Genomic DNA, 14,170 nt, shown 5'->3' with positions numbered 1-14,170 from the left:
ACCTGCATAGCGGCACAATGCTGGCACCTTGCCAATGCTGTTTCCGCTATCAGAGAAGACCTTCCTATGGGTGCCTGGCTTAGCAACATATCGCTGAAATACAAATTCTGGGCGGTCAACGCGGTCGCCTTCGTCACTACCCTGCTGTTGGTGTTGTACGCCGTGCAACTCGAACAACAGGCCCGCAGCCACGCGTCCCAGGCATCGGCCCAGGCCCAGGCGCGGTTGCTCGATGCCTGGCCTGCCGGGCAGCCGTTGCCCAAGGCTGACAACGTACTGAACTTCAGCCACGGCCAGGCGCCACGCTTGAATGATCAACCGGTATTGGAGCTGACCGATACCCAAAACGGTTGGACCGAGATCAACCGCATGCCGCTGTTCGGTGACAACCCGTTGATGGGCGCTGAAGTTTTCAGCCGCGCCGACGGCCAGCAGGTCGCGGTAATCGCGTACGGCCCGAGCCTGAGCCAAGTGTTCAGCGAACGTTTCTTCAACTATGCGATGGCGGTGGCGATCCTGATGCTGGCGATGCTCGGTGCTTCGCAGTTATTGATCCGCTTCTTGCTCAGCCAACTCAACACGTTGAAGGACGTGATGCTGCACGTCGAGAAAACCGGCGACCTGTCGGCCCGTGTACCGCTGGCCGGCAAGGATGAAGTCGGGCAAATGGCCAATGCCTTCAACGCCATGCAGGCCGGTTATCAGCGGGTGGTCAACACCGTCGCCAACACCGCCCGGCAATTGGATGTCGGCGCAGCCCGGCTGGCGTCGAGCATGAACGAGGTGCGCCACGGCATGCTTGGCCAGCAAAGCGAAACCGACCAGGCGGCCACGGCGATCAATGAAATGACCGCCACGGTCTACCACATCGCCCAGCATGCAGGCGCCACCCGAGACCTGTCGCAAAGTGCTGACACCCTCGCGGGCAGTGGCCAGGAAGTGGTCAGTCGGGTGCAGAAGTCGATTGCCGGGTTGTCCAGCGGCGTGCAGCAGACCGCCGAGATGATCCAGCGCCTGGCCGAAGACAGCCAGAAGATCAACGGCGTGGTCAGTGTGATTCACAGCATCGCCGAGCAAACCAATCTGCTGGCGCTCAATGCGGCGATTGAAGCGGCGCGGGCCGGTGAAATGGGGCGTGGTTTTGCGGTGGTCGCCGATGAAGTGCGCAACCTGGCCAAGCGTGTACAGGCCTCGACCGATGAAATCACCCTGATGGTTTCCGCGTTGCAGGCCGGGACCCGGGACGCGGTGGATTTCATGCAGGAGAGCACGTTCAAGGCTGACGATTGCGTGCAACAGGCGCAGGAAGCCGGCGCAGCGTTGGCGCAAATCACCAGTGCGGTGGCGCAGATGCGCGAAAGCAATACGCAGATCGCCGTGGCCGCCGAGCAGCAGAGCCATGTGGCCGAGGAAATGAATCGATCCGTGGTGAGCATTCGCGACGTGACCGAGAACACCGTGCAACAGACCGTGGATTCGGCGAACACCAGTAATGAGTTGGCGACGTTGGCGGGGGAATTGAGCAAGGCGATCGGGCAGCTCAAGCTTTGAGGGCCCCTTCGCGGGCAAGCCTTGCTCCTACACGGGACCGCGTTCGTTCAAAAATATTGCGAACGACTCAATCCTGTAGGAGCGAGGCTTGCCCGCGAAGGCGTCCGCCCGGTCAACATCAATTTGCGCCATTGCCGCTATCGCGGCGATAGCCAACCTCGATTCGCCGCCCACCCGCGCCACGCCTATTCTTCAAGCATGTATTCAACATGGATTTGAGGAGTTTCATCATGGGCAAACGTCACCCCAACCTTCCGGCCTGGCAATGGAAGTCCTACCCCAACAATCATCAGCACCCGACCAATCTGGCCTTGCACCTGATCGCTGTGCCGCTGTTCATCATCGGCTTTCTGTTGATTGTGTCCGGGGTGTTCAGCCTGAACCTGGTGAATGTCGTGATTGGCGTCATCGGCGTGATTGCCGGCCTGGGCCTGCAGCGCCACGGTCACAGCCTGGAGGCGCAAGCCGCCGAGCCGTTCAGTGATCGCAAAGATGCAATGTCGCGCTTGCTGGTCGAGCAGTTCCTGACCTTCCCTCGATTTTTCCTCAGCGGCGGCTGGTGGCGTGCCTGGCGCAAGCGCCACCGGCGCTGAGTCAGGCGAAGATCGTCACGGTCTGGCGGCTCATGGCGATCAATTGACCGTCCGCGCTCCACAGCTTCGCCGCTGCGTGACCGTAGCCGTCCGCGGCGTGTTCGATCTCCACCAGGTACTTGCACCAGTCCAGGGTGCTTAGCGCCAGCAACGGCTGGACGAATTCGATGGTCCAGGTCAGCGTACTGCCCATCGCCGGTTTGTTCAGGTGCGGCAACAGCGCCGGTGGCCAGGCGTCGACCAGCGCCAGGATATGCGCCTCGCCCAGCGCTTCTTCCTTCACATCCCCCCGCAAACGCACCCAACCGCCCATGTCTCGGGATTTGTTGCCGGTGAACGGCAGCCCGCCTACGCTCCAGCGCATCGCCAGGTGCTTCATGAATTCCGGGGTCACGCCTTTGATGTAAGGCAGTTCCTGGCAGTCGTCCCAGTGTTTGAACTCGGGAGCAGGCTCGGCCGCCACGGCCACTTCGGAAGGACGCGAGGCGCCAAAACTGCCCTGGACCAGGGTCACCACCTGGCCTTTCTGCATCGCCCGGCCCAGCACCTGGCTGACGGCCTTGCCTTCGCGTAACACATCCACTTCAAAACTCACCGGCACATCGGGCTCGACCGGGCCGACAAAGGTGATCGCCAGCGAGCGCACCGGACGATCCGCCGGGACTTGCGCGCGCATGGCTTCGTACTGCAACGCCGCAACCAGGCCACCAAAACTGGCGCGGCCCTGGCCCCATTCGGCAGGAATGGACAGATCCTGCGGCTGGCTGCGTACAGCGTCGAGCAGATCGGAAAAGCGCATGGAAACCTCAAAGATGCAGGAAAAGGATGAAGGGATGGTAACCAGCCTAAGAGGACGATACAGCGCTTATTCCGGACAAATTGACTGACAGAAGAGCCGCGCAGGTCTTATGTCTGACACAAAACCAACTGTGGGAGCGATTCTGTGTGGCGAGGGGGCATGCCCCCGTTGGGGTGCGAAGCGCCCCTAAAACATACGACCGTGGTGCATCGGGCCAACCGCATGCGATGGATTTACGACTGCTTCGCAGCCGAACGGGGGCAAGCCCCCTCGCCACACAGGCTCGTTCCCACAGGGGTTACGCAGTGTTCTTGATCGTTCCCACGCTATGCGTGGGAATGCCTCAACGGACGCTCCGCGTTCGGCTCTGGATGGGACGCGGAGCGTCCCGGGATGCATTCCCACGCGGAGCGTAGGAACGATCAACAGAAGCCGTGGTGTTCTCAGGATTTGAAGCAGGCTGCGCCGAGTTTGTCGAGGACTCGGTCGGCACGCCCTTCAGCCTCGGCCATGGTGGTTTTCCACACGGCGACGCAGGGTTTCAAGTCCGCTTCCTGTTCGGCCCGCAGCAGCCACTGCCAGCAATCGTGCCAATCACCCAACGCGGCCTGGGCGGACTTGAGTCGTGGCAAGGCTTGCTTGGGCAAACGGTCCAGTTCGGGATAGGCCTCGATGCCGTAGCGCACCCGCTTGATCAACAAGCGCAAGCGATGGCGATCATGGGCCGGATCGTGCAGGGCTTCGTCGAGTTTTTTCCATTGCTTGGCCAGGCGTTTTTCGATGCGTTTGCGCAAGCCCTTGAGCAACCCCTGACGCTGGGAAGCGCGCAGGAAGCGCGGAAACGCGTCGAGGATCATCAGCAATTGAATGACTTGCGGGCTGGTCGCCACGGTGGGATAGGCCACGTCCATTTGCGCCATGCGTCGCTGCGCCGCTTCGGGTTGATGGTGCTCGAGCAAATACGCCGCCAACACTTCGCGATCACGCAGCGGCGTGGTCAATTGACCGACACCGGACGCCGCCACTTCCAGTTGCTCGACCCCGGGCAAACCCCGCAACGGTCGCAACAGGCTACGCAAGCGGCGAACCGTGGTGCGCAGGTCGTGCAACGCCTCCGGGTCGGTGCGGGCAGTCAAGCGAGCCTGGCAGGCCAGCAAACGGACTTCAATGCTCAAGACTTGAGCCACCAACCGGTCAACCAAGGCAGACATCACTTGCTCCCTGAATCGAATGTGGATTTTCCCGCTCGACGTATCGTGCCCGCATCGAAACCCGGCGTCCTTGCCCTAGATCATGGGCTTAACGACCGGCGCGGGATTCACGAATATAGAAACGCGCCTTCTCGGCTTTGCTGGTGCAGCCTTCGTAGGCTTCGAATTGCTGCTGGGTCTTGGCACCGGTCAACAGCGACAGAGCTTTAGAGTAGCTCACTGTGCCAGCAAAACCTTCGGCCTTGGCCAGGTCCAGTTCGTGCCACGCCGCATCAATCTGGGTGCCGCAGCTATCACGGTACGCAGTTTTCCCGGCACAACCGGCCAATGCCAGGGCAATCAAAGGCACACAGATCCAGGCTTTCATCGATAACACCTCAAAGTTAGATAAACAGTCGTGCAGGTAAGACGGTGCGGCACGCAAAAAGTGCCTTGCCTCGCCCGTACAAACTATAGCGCTCGCGAGCATACCCATCTGTCGCCATGCAGTGTCGAAAAAACGACGCCCCTGCCCCGGCAAACGACCTTGGTGATTGAAGCGCCACCCTCGATGGGTGCATTGTTGAACCTTGTCAGACGAGGGGGATTCATGAAAAAGCGTGTCGCACTGGTGCTGGGCTCAGGTGGAGCGCGGGGCTATGCCCATATCGGTGTCATTGAAGAGATCGAACGGCGTGGCTACGACATCGCCTGCATCGCCGGTTGCTCGATGGGCGCCGTGGTCGGCGGGATCTATGCCGCCGGCAAACTCAACGAATATCGCAACTGGATCGAAAGCCTGGATTACCTCGACGTGTTGCGTCTGGTGGATGTCAGCTTCCGGCTCGGCGCGATTCGTGGCGAAAAAGTCTTCGGCCAGATCCGCAAAATCGTCGGCGAGATCAACATCGAAGACCTGCGCATCCCCTACACAGCGGTGGCCACCGACCTGACCAACCAGCAGGAAATCTGGTTCCAGGCCGGCTGTCTGCATCAGGCCATCCGCGCCTCGGCGGCGATTCCCAGTCTGTTCACGCCAGTGATGCAGGGCAACCGCATGCTGGTCGATGGTGGTTTGTTGAACCCGTTGCCAATCGTGCCGGTGGTGTCGAGCCATTGCGATTTGATCATCGCGGTCAACCTCAACTCGACCAACCAGCGCCACTATCAACTGCCGGTGATCCCGCGCCCTCCGGCGTTCAAGTCACGCTTCAACAGCCTGGTCAATTCGCTGGGTTCGAAGATGCCGTTCCGACGCAAACAGGCTGAGCAATTGCTGCTGCTGGAACAGGAAGCGTTGAAGGCCGAAGCGGCGGAGATCAATCCGTGGATCGAGTCTGCCGAACCCGAAGCCCAGCAACCCGCCGCCGCTCCGCAAGGCGATGGCGCGCCGAAGTCCGCTACCGGTTCGTTCATCATCGACAACGTCGGGCCGGCGTCTTTGCTGGACTTGATCAACCAGAGTTTCGAGGTGATGCAGACTTCGTTGGCGCAGTACAAGATTGCCGGGTATCCGCCGGACATCCTGATCAACGTGCCGAAGCGTGTGTGCCGGTTTTTCGAGTTCTACAAGGCGCCGGAGTTGATCGCGCTGGGACGGGAGATTGCGCGGGATACGATGGATCGGTATGAGAATGAGCAGAATTGAGCATTTGAACGATCAAAAGCGCCTGATCGTTCCCACGCTCCGCGTGGGAATGCATCCTGTGACGCTCCGCGTCACGACCTCAAGAGCGGACGCGGAGCGTCCATGGCGGCATTCCCACGCGGAGCGTGGGAACGATCAGCGCGTGGGGACGATCAGAGCCCACCCTCATTCAACAACCGATACCCCACCCCCGCCTCGGTCACGATAAACCGTGGCTGGGTCGGATCATCCACCAGTTTCTGGCGCAGATGCCCGACCACAATCCGCAGGTAATGACTGTCCTCGGTATGGGTCGGCCCCCAGATGTCCTTGAGCAATTGCTGCTGGGTGATGACCCGCCCCGGATGCCGCGCCAGTTGCGCCAGCACCGCATACTCCTTGCGGGTCAGCGCGACTTCGGCGCCGTCGAGCAGCACTCGGCGATAGGCCAGGTCCACGGTCAATGGGCCGAACGTCAGGGCCGCTTGCTGGGCTTCACCGGCCGGAGCCTGGCGCAACAAGGCGCGAACCCGGGCCAAAAATTCCTGAATGCCGAACGGCTTGGTCACGTAATCGTTGGCGCCGCCATCCAGCGCTTCAACCTTCTGCCCCTCGCTGGCGCGCACCGACAGCACCAGCACCGGCACGGTCGACCACTCACGAAACTCGCGCAGCACTTGCTGGCCGTCCATGTCCGGCAGGCCGAGGTCGAGCACCAGCAAATCGGGCTTGTTCAGCGCGGCTTGCGCCAGGCCTTCGTTGCCGGTGCCGGCCTCCAGCACTTTGTAGCCCTGGGAAGCGAGGCTGATGCGCAGGAACTTGCGGATCTGCGGTTCGTCGTCGATGACCAAAATGGTCGCGGTCTGGCTCATGAATTCCCATCAACACAAAGAAGTGGCAAGAGAGTAGCGCAAGCGTGTTCAGGCTTCACATTCGGCTCTTAATTTTCAAAATCCGGCTGTTCCTGCAATGGCAGATGAAGCGTGATGCAGGTGCCCCGTCCTTCAATGCCATCGCCGACGCTGATCCGCCCGCCATGTGCGCCGACCATGCCCTGACAAATCGCCAGCCCCAACCCCGTGCCCTGCCCGCCGCGATCACCGCGAGCGGCGGTGTAGAACATGTCGAAAATCTTCGCTCGTTCATCCTCCGGAATCCCTGGACCTTCATCGCTCACCGCGAAAAACAACTCGTTGTCATCCGCCCCGGCGCGCACTTGCAGGCGTCCGTGCGCCGGTGAAAACCGCGCGGCGTTTTCGATCACGTTGACCAGTGCCTGTTCGATCAACGCCGCATGCACGTACAGCAACGGCAACTCGGCCGGCACTTCGGTGCTGACCTGCAACGGCGCCAGCACCGCGCGCAGTCGATTAAGCGAACTGCCGACGATATCCGCTGGCGACACCCAGTCCCGGGCCAGTTTCAGGGCGCCGTGACCCAGGCGAGTCATGTCCAGCAGGTTTTGAATGTAGCGGTCCAGGCGTTCGGCTTCGTCGCGGGTGCCTTCGAGCAATTCACGACGATCCTCCAACGGGATCGCCTCGCCGAGGGCCAGCAGGCTGTCGATGCTGCCGCGCATGGAGGTCAGCGGCGTGCGCAAATCGTGGGACACCGAGGCGAGCAAGGCGCTGCGCAACTGCTCGGTTTCGCCGTGCAGGCGCGCCGCCTCGAGGTCTTCGGCCAGTTGCGCACGGGCCAACGCCTGGGCCAGCGGCTGGCTCAGGGCGGTCAACAAACGCCGACGCTGGCCGCTCAAGGTCTGGCCTTCGTTGGCACACACGCCGAGTAAGCCCAACGGCCCATCCTCGACCGACAACGGCCACCACCACCAACGCCCGAACGGCAAGGTGCCGGTGCCCGCCCCCGCCGGTTGATCGTGTTGCCAGGCCCAATCGGCGGCAGCGCGTTCGGCTTCGGAGAACTCCAGCGGGCCACCGGTCTCGACTTTCCAGCCGCCCTGCCCGTCACGGTTGAGCAGGCACAATTGCAGGTCGCTCCAGCCGTTCAAATGCTGGGCGGCGGCGCTGACCACAGCTTGACGGTCGGTGGCGGCGGTGAGTTTGCGCGACAGGTCGAGCAGTTCGCTGGTTTCTTCCTGGGTGTCGCGCAACGCCTGCAATTGCCGACGCTGACGGGCCGCGAGGTTACCGGTGAGCGCCGCCATCAGCAGGAAGAACAGCAAGGTCAGGACGTCTTCTTCGCGCTGGATGCTGAAGGAGAAATTCGGCGGGATGAACAGAAAGTCGTAGGTCAGAAACGACAGCACCGCACACGCCAGCGCCGGGCCGAGGCTGCTGCGTACCGCCACCAGCAACACGGCGGCGAGGAACACCAGGGAGATATTCGGCAGCGGCAGAACACTCGCCACTGCCCAGGCCAAAGCACTGGCCAAAATCGTTGCCACCAAGGCGAGTGCGTAATCGAACCAGACCAGTGAATGGGCTGAACGCTGACGCGGTGCGTGAGTTTCCTGGTCGCTGTCGAGGACGTTGATTTCCAGACCACGGGCATCGCGCAACAAACGGGACGCCAGACCGCCGCCGAACAAGCGTCGACGCAAACGCTGCCGCGATTGGCCGACCAACACCAGACTGGCGCGGCGTTCGGTGGCGTGCTGGATCAGGGTTTTCGCCACCTCGCCGGCCCGCAGCAGCACCACTTCGCCACCGAGGCGCTCGGCCAGTTGCTGGGCGCTTTGCAGGCGCAGGCGCGATTGCTCATCGCGCACGCGGCCGTTGTCCACATGCACCAGGCTCCACGGCAGATGCCGACGCTGGGCGACGCGGCTGGCGTGACGCACCAGGCGCTCGGCCTGGGCATCGCCATCGACCCCGACCAATAAACGACCGCGCACCGCTGGCGCCGCCTGACCGAGCTGGCGATAACCCTGGGCCAGGTCATCATCGACCTGGGCCGCCGCGGTTTGCATGGCCATTTCCCGCAGGGCGGTGAGGTTGGTCTGGGTGAAAAACGCATCGATGGCCGCCCGCGCCTGTTCCGGTACGTAGACCTTGCCATCGCGCAGACGCTCCAGCAGTTCCCGGGGCGGCAGGTCGATCAGCAGCAGTTCGTAGGCTTCTTGCAGGACCCAGTCCGGCAGGGTTTCGCGAACCTGGACGCCGGTGATGCCGCGCACTTTATCGTTGAGACTTTCCAGGTGCTGGACGTTGACCGTGGTGTACACGTCGATGCCGGCGGCGAGCAGTTCCTGGATGTCTTGCCAGCGCTTGGCGTGGCGACTGCCCGGGGCGTTGCTGTGGGCCAGTTCGTCGACCAGCACCAGTTTCGGCTTGGCTTTGATCAGGCCGTCGAGGTCCATTTCTTCAAGCATCACGCCACGGTATTCCGAGCGCACCAGCGGCTGTTGCGGCAGGCCGCCGAGCAGGGCTTCGGTTTCGGCGCGGCCGTGGGTTTCAACCACGCCGGCAATGACTTTCACGCCTTGGCGCAGTTGGGTGTGGGCCGCTTGCAACATGGCGTAGGTCTTGCCGACACCGGGGGCGGCACCGAGGAACACCTTGAGCCGGCCACGGCCGTCGCGGGGCAGGTCTGCTAACAGCGCGTCGGCGCGGCCGGAATCACTCATGCTTGAAGTTCTCTTCATCGTTCCCACGCTCCGCATGGGAATGCAGCCCGGGACGCTCTGCGTCCCAACAGCGGACGCAGAGCGTCCATTTGATGCATTCCCACGCAGAGCGTGGGAACGATCCTCTCTTACAGTTTTTCCAGCGCGATGTTCAATGCCAACACATTCACCACTGGCGGCCCCACCAGCGGCTGTTCGATGTTCGCGTTCAGCAGTTGCTCAAGCGTAGACACCGGCACATTACGCGCCGCCGCAACACGCGCCAGTTGATAGGCAATCGCCGCCGGAGGCAAGTGGGGATCGAGGCCGCTGCCGGAGGTGGTCAGCATCGCCAACGGCACCGGACCTTGCCCCGGCACTTGCAGTTTATTGGCATCGTCGATCACCCGCGTGGCCAGCGCCGGGTTACTCGGCGACAGGTTGCTGGCACTGCTCGATACCGTGGCAAACGCACCGGCCGACGGCCGTGGGTGGAACCAGGCGTCACCGACGAAATCCTGGGCAATCAGCGACGAGCCACGGACCTTGCCGTCGGCATCACGCACCAGGCTGCCATTTGCCTGGTCCGGGAACGCGACTTGCGCGACACCGGTCACCACCAGTGGGTAGGCAACGCCAGTGATCAGGGTCATCAGCACCAGCAGGCTCAGGGCCGGACGTATCATTGTGGACATTTCAAAATCCTCGAATTCAGGGAACATATACCGCGTTCAGTCAGGTGAACCGTGGTGCATTCTTCGCGAGCAAGCTTTGCTCCTACAGGGAAATACATTTTCCTGTAGGAGCGAGGCTTGCCCGCGAAGACGGCGCATCTGACACACCGCCACAGAGCGTCAAACCAGATGCAACGCCGTCAACAGCATGTCGATCGCCTTGATGCCCACGAACGGCACCACAATCCCGCCCAAGCCGTAGATCAGCAGGTTGCGGCGCAGCAATGCCGCCGCACTCGCCGCCTGCACCCGCACACCGCGCAGGGCCAGGGGAATCAGCACCACAATGATCAAGGCGTTGAACACAATCGCCGAGAGGATCGCGCTCTGCGGGCTGCTCAGGTGCATGACGTTCAGCACGCCGAGTTGCGGGTAGATCGAGGCGAACAGCGCCGGCAGGATTGCGAAGTACTTGGCCACGTCGTTGGCGATGGAAAAGGTCGTCAACGCGCCACGGGTCACCAGCAACTCTTTACCGATCTGCACCACGTCCAGCAGCTTGGTCGGGTCGCTGTCGAGATCGACCATGTTCGCCGCCTCGCGCGCCGCCTGGGTACCGTCGTTCATCGCCATGCCGACGTCTGCCTGGGCCAGGGCAGGGGCGTCGTTGGCGCCGTCGCCGCACATCGCGACCAAACGACCGTCGTTCTGCTCGTGGCGAATGCGCGCCAGTTTCTTCTCCGGGGTGGCTTCGGCCAGCACGTCATCGACGCCCGCTTCGGCAGCAATCGCGGCGGCGGTCAGCGGGTTGTCGCCGGTCACCATAACGGTGCGAATGCCCAACTTGCGCAGCTCGGCGAAACGTTCGCGAATGCCAGGCTTGACCACGTCCTTGAGGTGGATCGCGCCGAGCAATTTACCGTCGGCACAGACCAGCAACGGGGTGCCCCCGCTCTGGGCAATCTTGTCGATTTCCCGGGACAGGGACGGCGCCAGGTCGGCGCGCTTCAGGCCGACGAAGGCCAACAGTGAATCCACCGCGCCTTTGCGATACACGCGGCCCTGATAGTCGACACCGGACAGGCGCGTCTCGGCGCTGAACGGCACGGCGGTCAGCAGCTCGGGACTTGGCTCTGGCTGCGGATGCAGGCCACGCAGGTACTCGACGATGGACTTGCCTTCAGCCGTGTCATCGGCCAACGAAGCGAACAACGCACCTTCCGACAGCTCTTTAGCGCTGACGCCCGGTGCCGCATACACGGCGGTGCAACGACGGTTGCCGAAGGTGATGGTGCCGGTCTTGTCCAGCAGCAGGACGTGCACGTCCCCCGCCGCTTCCACGGCGCGACCGGATTTGGCAATCACGTTCAAGCGCACCAGGCGATCCATCCCGGCGATACCGATGGCCGACAACAAGCCGCCAATGGTGGTCGGAATCAGCGTGACCAACAGCGCCACCAGGAACACCAGCGGCAGGCTGCCATTGGCGAAGTGGGCGAACGGTTGCAGGGTCACGACCACCAGCAGGAAGATCAGGGTCAGGCCGATCAGCAGGATGTCGAGCGCCACTTCGTTCGGGGTTTTCTGGCGTTTGGCGCCTTCGACCAGGGCGATCATGCGGTCCAGGGTCGACTCGCCCGGGTTGGCGGTGATGCGCACCAGCAGCCAGTCGGACACCAGGCGGGTGTTGCCGGTGACGGCCGAACGGTCGCCGCCGGACTCGCGAATCACCGGCGCGGATTCACCGGTAATCGCCGCTTCATTGACCGCTGCGATACCTTCAATCACCTCGCCGTCACCGGGGATCATTTCCCCGGCTTCGACGCGCACCACATCGTCCTTGCGCAGGCTGGTGGCGGGCACCACCTGGAAGGTGCCATTGGAGGTGCGGCGGCGAGCGCTCAAACCTTCGCTGCCGGCCTTGAGGCTGTCGGCGCGGGCCTTGCCGCGACCTTCGGCCAAGGCTTCGGCGAAGTTGGCGAACAGCACGGTGAACCACAGCCACAACGCAATTTGCGCCGCGACAAAGGTCGGCACGCTGCCGTCGGGAATGAAGCACAGCACGGTGGTCAGCACGGCAGTCAGTTCGACCACCAGCATCACCGGCGCACGCTGCAGTTGCCGAGGGTCGAGCTTGACGAAGGCTTGCACCAGCGCCGGGCGCCACAGGGCCGAGATCGCGGTTTTCGGTTGTTCCGGGGCTTTGACGACCACCGGTTTATTGACAGGCATATTCATCATCAGCTCCTTAGAAGCCCATGCTCAGATGTTCAGCGATTGGGCCCAAAGCCAGGGTCGGCAAGAAGGTCAGGCCACCCACCAGCAAAATGGTCACGGTCAGCAAGGTCACGAACAGCGGGCCGTGGGTCGGGAAGCTGTTCTGGCCGATCGGTGCGGTTTTCTTCATCGCCAGGCTGCCGGCCAGGGCCAGAACCGGGAGGATGTAACCGAAGCGACCGATCAACATGCCCAGGCCCAACATCAGGTTGTGGAACGGGGTGTTGGCACCGAAACCGCCGAACGCCGAACCGTTGTTGGCACTGGCCGAGGTGTACGCATAAAGCAACTGACTGAAACCATGGGCACCGGGGTTACTCACCGCCGCCACCGGACCGGGCAGGCTGGCAGCAATCGCGCCGAGTACCAGCACGCCGACCGGCATCACCAGCAAGGTCACCACCAGCAATTGCACTTCCTTGGCTTGCAACTTTTTACCGAGGTATTCCGGGGTGCGGCCGATCATCAGGCCGGCGAGGAACACCGCGATCAACACGTTCAGCAACATGCCGTAGAGCCCGGCACCGACGCCGCCGAAGATCACTTCGCCGACCATCATGTTGACCAGCGCGACCATGCCGCTCAGCGGGTTGAGGCTGTCGTGCATGCCGTTGACCGAACCGTTGGACGCCGCCGTAGTGGTCACGGACCAGAGCACGGTGGCCGTGGTGCCGAAACGCGCTTCCTTGCCTTCCAGCGGCGCGGTCTGCTCGACGGCAGCGTTGGCCAGGCTTGGGTTCGGTTGGTACTCGGCCCACAACGAGGTCGCGCCGCCAATCAGGAACAGCGCCAGCATGCAGGCGATGATCGCGCGGCTCTGACGCAGGTCTTTCACGTAGTGGCCGAAGGTGAACACCAGGGCGACCGGAATCAGAATGATCGAACCGACTTCAAACAGGTTGCTCCACGCCGTCGGGTTCTCGAACGGATGCGCCGAGTTGACGCCGAAGAAGCCGCCACCGTTGGTGCCCAGTTGCTTGATCGCAATCTGACTGGCGGCCGGGCCGAGCGGGATCACCTGATCGACGCCTTGCATCGTCACGGCATTCACGTACTGAGCAAAGGTTTGCGGCACGCCCTGCCAGACCAGGTACAGCGCCAGCAGCAGGCACAGTGGCAACAGGCCGTAGAGGGTGGCGCGGGTCATGTCGACCCAGAAGTTGCCCAGGGTCTTGCTCGACTTGCGACCGATACCGCGACACAGGGCTACCAACACGGCGAGGCCGGTGGCAGCGCTGACGAAGTTCTGCACGGTGAGGCCGGCCATCTGACTCAGGTAGCTCAGGGTCGCTTCGCCGCTGTAGGACTGCCAGTTGGTATTGGTCATGAAGCTGACGGCAGTATTGAACGCTTGCGTCCACTCCTGACCCGGCAGGTTTTGCGGGTTGAGCGGCAAGTGGTCCTGGAACAACAGGATCGCGAACAACAGCAAAAAGCCCGCGAGGTTGAAGGCGAGCAAGGCCAGAGTGTATTTCTGCCAGGTCTGTTCTTCCTGCGGGTCCACGCCAGAAATTCGATAACAGCCGCGCTCGACGGGGCCAAGGATCGGTGACAGCCAAGTGCGCTGGCCTTCCATCACCTTGTAGTAAAAACGCCCCAGGAACGGTGCCGGAATCAGCACCAGGGCGAAGAAGGCCAGGATCAGCCAATAGTCATAACTGTGCATAGCCGCTCCTAGTTCCGATCCGCGCGCAACAGCGCAACCAACAGATAAATGAACAGCCCCACTGCCAGTAGCAGTGACACCCCGTCCAGAACGCTCATGGAAGTTCTCCGTGTTACGGCGTATTGCCGCTTGTGCAGTCATTGTCGGCAGGGAGGCTGTAAAGGAACGAGAGCGAGGGGGTTGGCTTGGCATAAAGAAAGCGTAAAGAGTGGGTTTATGCGGGCGTTA

General features: G+C 62.3%; 12 protein-coding genes. 3 read left to right on the top strand and 9 right to left on the bottom strand.

Annotation, left to right across the window (positions count from 1 at the left end; translation table 11 throughout):
- Window positions 1-66 precede the first annotated feature (66 nt).
- The gene (locus tag ACZ89E_RS01215) at window positions 67-1,551 is read left to right on the top strand and encodes a methyl-accepting chemotaxis protein (RefSeq protein ID WP_476254672.1); all 1,485 of its coding nucleotides are present in this window, start codon (window positions 67-69) and stop codon (window positions 1,549-1,551) included.
- Window positions 1,552-1,781: 230 nt separating this feature from the next.
- Window positions 1,782-2,144 (top strand): Mpo1-like protein, encoded by a 363-nt coding sequence (locus ACZ89E_RS01210; protein WP_149660102.1) that lies wholly within the window; start codon window positions 1,782-1,784, stop codon window positions 2,142-2,144.
- A 1-nt stretch (window position 2,145) separates the two neighbouring features.
- On the opposite strand, the gene ACZ89E_RS01205 is transcribed toward ACZ89E_RS01210, so the two are convergent.
- From ACZ89E_RS01205 to ACZ89E_RS01195, 3 genes are all read right to left on the bottom strand, one after another.
- Window positions 2,146-2,943, bottom strand: coding sequence for an acyl-CoA thioesterase (locus ACZ89E_RS01205; protein WP_149660101.1), 798 nt, complete (start codon window positions 2,941-2,943; stop codon window positions 2,146-2,148).
- A gap of 443 nt (window positions 2,944-3,386) precedes the next feature.
- On the bottom strand, window positions 3,387-4,154 hold the full coding sequence (locus ACZ89E_RS01200; RefSeq protein WP_476254671.1) for a CHAD domain-containing protein: 768 nt from the start codon (window positions 4,152-4,154) through the stop codon (window positions 3,387-3,389).
- 88 nt (window positions 4,155-4,242) lie between these two features.
- A complete protein-coding gene (locus ACZ89E_RS01195) occupies window positions 4,243-4,521 on the bottom strand; it encodes a hypothetical protein (RefSeq protein ID WP_054051974.1) in 279 nt (92 codons plus the stop codon).
- A 222-nt stretch (window positions 4,522-4,743) separates the two neighbouring features.
- Between ACZ89E_RS01195 and ACZ89E_RS01190 the strand changes: the two genes are divergently transcribed.
- Window positions 4,744-5,781 (top strand): patatin-like phospholipase family protein, encoded by a 1,038-nt coding sequence (locus ACZ89E_RS01190; protein WP_149660098.1) that lies wholly within the window; start codon window positions 4,744-4,746, stop codon window positions 5,779-5,781.
- Window positions 5,782-5,933: 152 nt separating this feature from the next.
- On the opposite strand, the gene ACZ89E_RS01185 is transcribed toward ACZ89E_RS01190, so the two are convergent.
- The 6 genes from ACZ89E_RS01185 to kdpF all read right to left on the bottom strand — a co-directional run bounded on the left by ACZ89E_RS01185 (window position 5,934) and on the right by kdpF (window position 14,040).
- On the bottom strand, window positions 5,934-6,632 hold the full coding sequence (locus ACZ89E_RS01185) for a response regulator (protein WP_476254670.1): 699 nt from the start codon (window positions 6,630-6,632) through the stop codon (window positions 5,934-5,936).
- A 68-nt stretch (window positions 6,633-6,700) separates the two neighbouring features.
- On the bottom strand, window positions 6,701-9,346 hold the full coding sequence (locus tag ACZ89E_RS01180) for a DUF4118 domain-containing protein (protein WP_476254669.1): 2,646 nt from the start codon (window positions 9,344-9,346) through the stop codon (window positions 6,701-6,703).
- A 128-nt stretch (window positions 9,347-9,474) separates the two neighbouring features.
- The gene (kdpC, locus tag ACZ89E_RS01175; protein WP_149660095.1) at window positions 9,475-10,020 is read right to left on the bottom strand and encodes a potassium-transporting ATPase subunit KdpC; all 546 of its coding nucleotides are present in this window, start codon (window positions 10,018-10,020) and stop codon (window positions 9,475-9,477) included.
- Between the two features lie 159 nt (window positions 10,021-10,179).
- The gene (kdpB, locus tag ACZ89E_RS01170; RefSeq protein WP_149660094.1) at window positions 10,180-12,237 is read right to left on the bottom strand and encodes a potassium-transporting ATPase subunit KdpB; all 2,058 of its coding nucleotides are present in this window, start codon (window positions 12,235-12,237) and stop codon (window positions 10,180-10,182) included.
- Between the two features lie 10 nt (window positions 12,238-12,247).
- Window positions 12,248-13,942 (bottom strand): potassium-transporting ATPase subunit KdpA, encoded by a 1,695-nt coding sequence (gene kdpA, locus ACZ89E_RS01165; RefSeq protein WP_149660093.1) that lies wholly within the window; start codon window positions 13,940-13,942, stop codon window positions 12,248-12,250.
- 8 nt (window positions 13,943-13,950) lie between these two features.
- Window positions 13,951-14,040: a K(+)-transporting ATPase subunit F gene (gene kdpF, locus ACZ89E_RS01160; RefSeq protein WP_007899818.1), complete on the bottom strand. Its 90-nt coding sequence runs from the start codon at window positions 14,038-14,040 to the stop codon at window positions 13,951-13,953.
- Window positions 14,041-14,170 lie beyond the last annotated feature (130 nt).

Source organism: Pseudomonas sp. TE3899, from assembly GCF_056279105.1.
The sequence above is the reverse complement of the archived record's forward strand: the minus strand, read 5'-3'. Positions and strand labels throughout refer to the sequence as shown.

What these genes read in the sequence shown, in the direction of transcription:
- kdpB (WP_149660094.1), bottom strand. Translation starts at nt 12,237, where the DNA reads ATGAATATGCCTGTCAATAAACCGGTGGTCGTCAAAGCCCCGGAACAA.
- ACZ89E_RS01180 (WP_476254669.1), bottom strand. Translation starts at nt 9,346, where the DNA reads ATGAGTGATTCCGGCCGCGCCGACGCGCTGTTAGCAGACCTGCCCCGC.
- ACZ89E_RS01195 (WP_054051974.1), bottom strand. Translation starts at nt 4,521, where the DNA reads ATGAAAGCCTGGATCTGTGTGCCTTTGATTGCCCTGGCATTGGCCGGT.
- kdpC (WP_149660095.1), bottom strand. Translation starts at nt 10,020, where the DNA reads ATGTCCACAATGATACGTCCGGCCCTGAGCCTGCTGGTGCTGATGACC.
- ACZ89E_RS01215 (WP_476254672.1), top strand. Translation starts at nt 67, where the DNA reads ATGGGTGCCTGGCTTAGCAACATATCGCTGAAATACAAATTCTGGGCG.
- ACZ89E_RS01200 (WP_476254671.1), bottom strand. Translation starts at nt 4,154, where the DNA reads ATGTCTGCCTTGGTTGACCGGTTGGTGGCTCAAGTCTTGAGCATTGAA.
- ACZ89E_RS01190 (WP_149660098.1), top strand. Translation starts at nt 4,744, where the DNA reads ATGAAAAAGCGTGTCGCACTGGTGCTGGGCTCAGGTGGAGCGCGGGGC.
- kdpF (WP_007899818.1), bottom strand. Translation starts at nt 14,040, where the DNA reads ATGAGCGTTCTGGACGGGGTGTCACTGCTACTGGCAGTGGGGCTGTTC.
- ACZ89E_RS01210 (WP_149660102.1), top strand. Translation starts at nt 1,782, where the DNA reads ATGGGCAAACGTCACCCCAACCTTCCGGCCTGGCAATGGAAGTCCTAC.
- kdpA (WP_149660093.1), bottom strand. Translation starts at nt 13,942, where the DNA reads ATGCACAGTTATGACTATTGGCTGATCCTGGCCTTCTTCGCCCTGGTG.
- ACZ89E_RS01205 (WP_149660101.1), bottom strand. Translation starts at nt 2,943, where the DNA reads ATGCGCTTTTCCGATCTGCTCGACGCTGTACGCAGCCAGCCGCAGGAT.
- ACZ89E_RS01185 (WP_476254670.1), bottom strand. Translation starts at nt 6,632, where the DNA reads ATGAGCCAGACCGCGACCATTTTGGTCATCGACGACGAACCGCAGATC.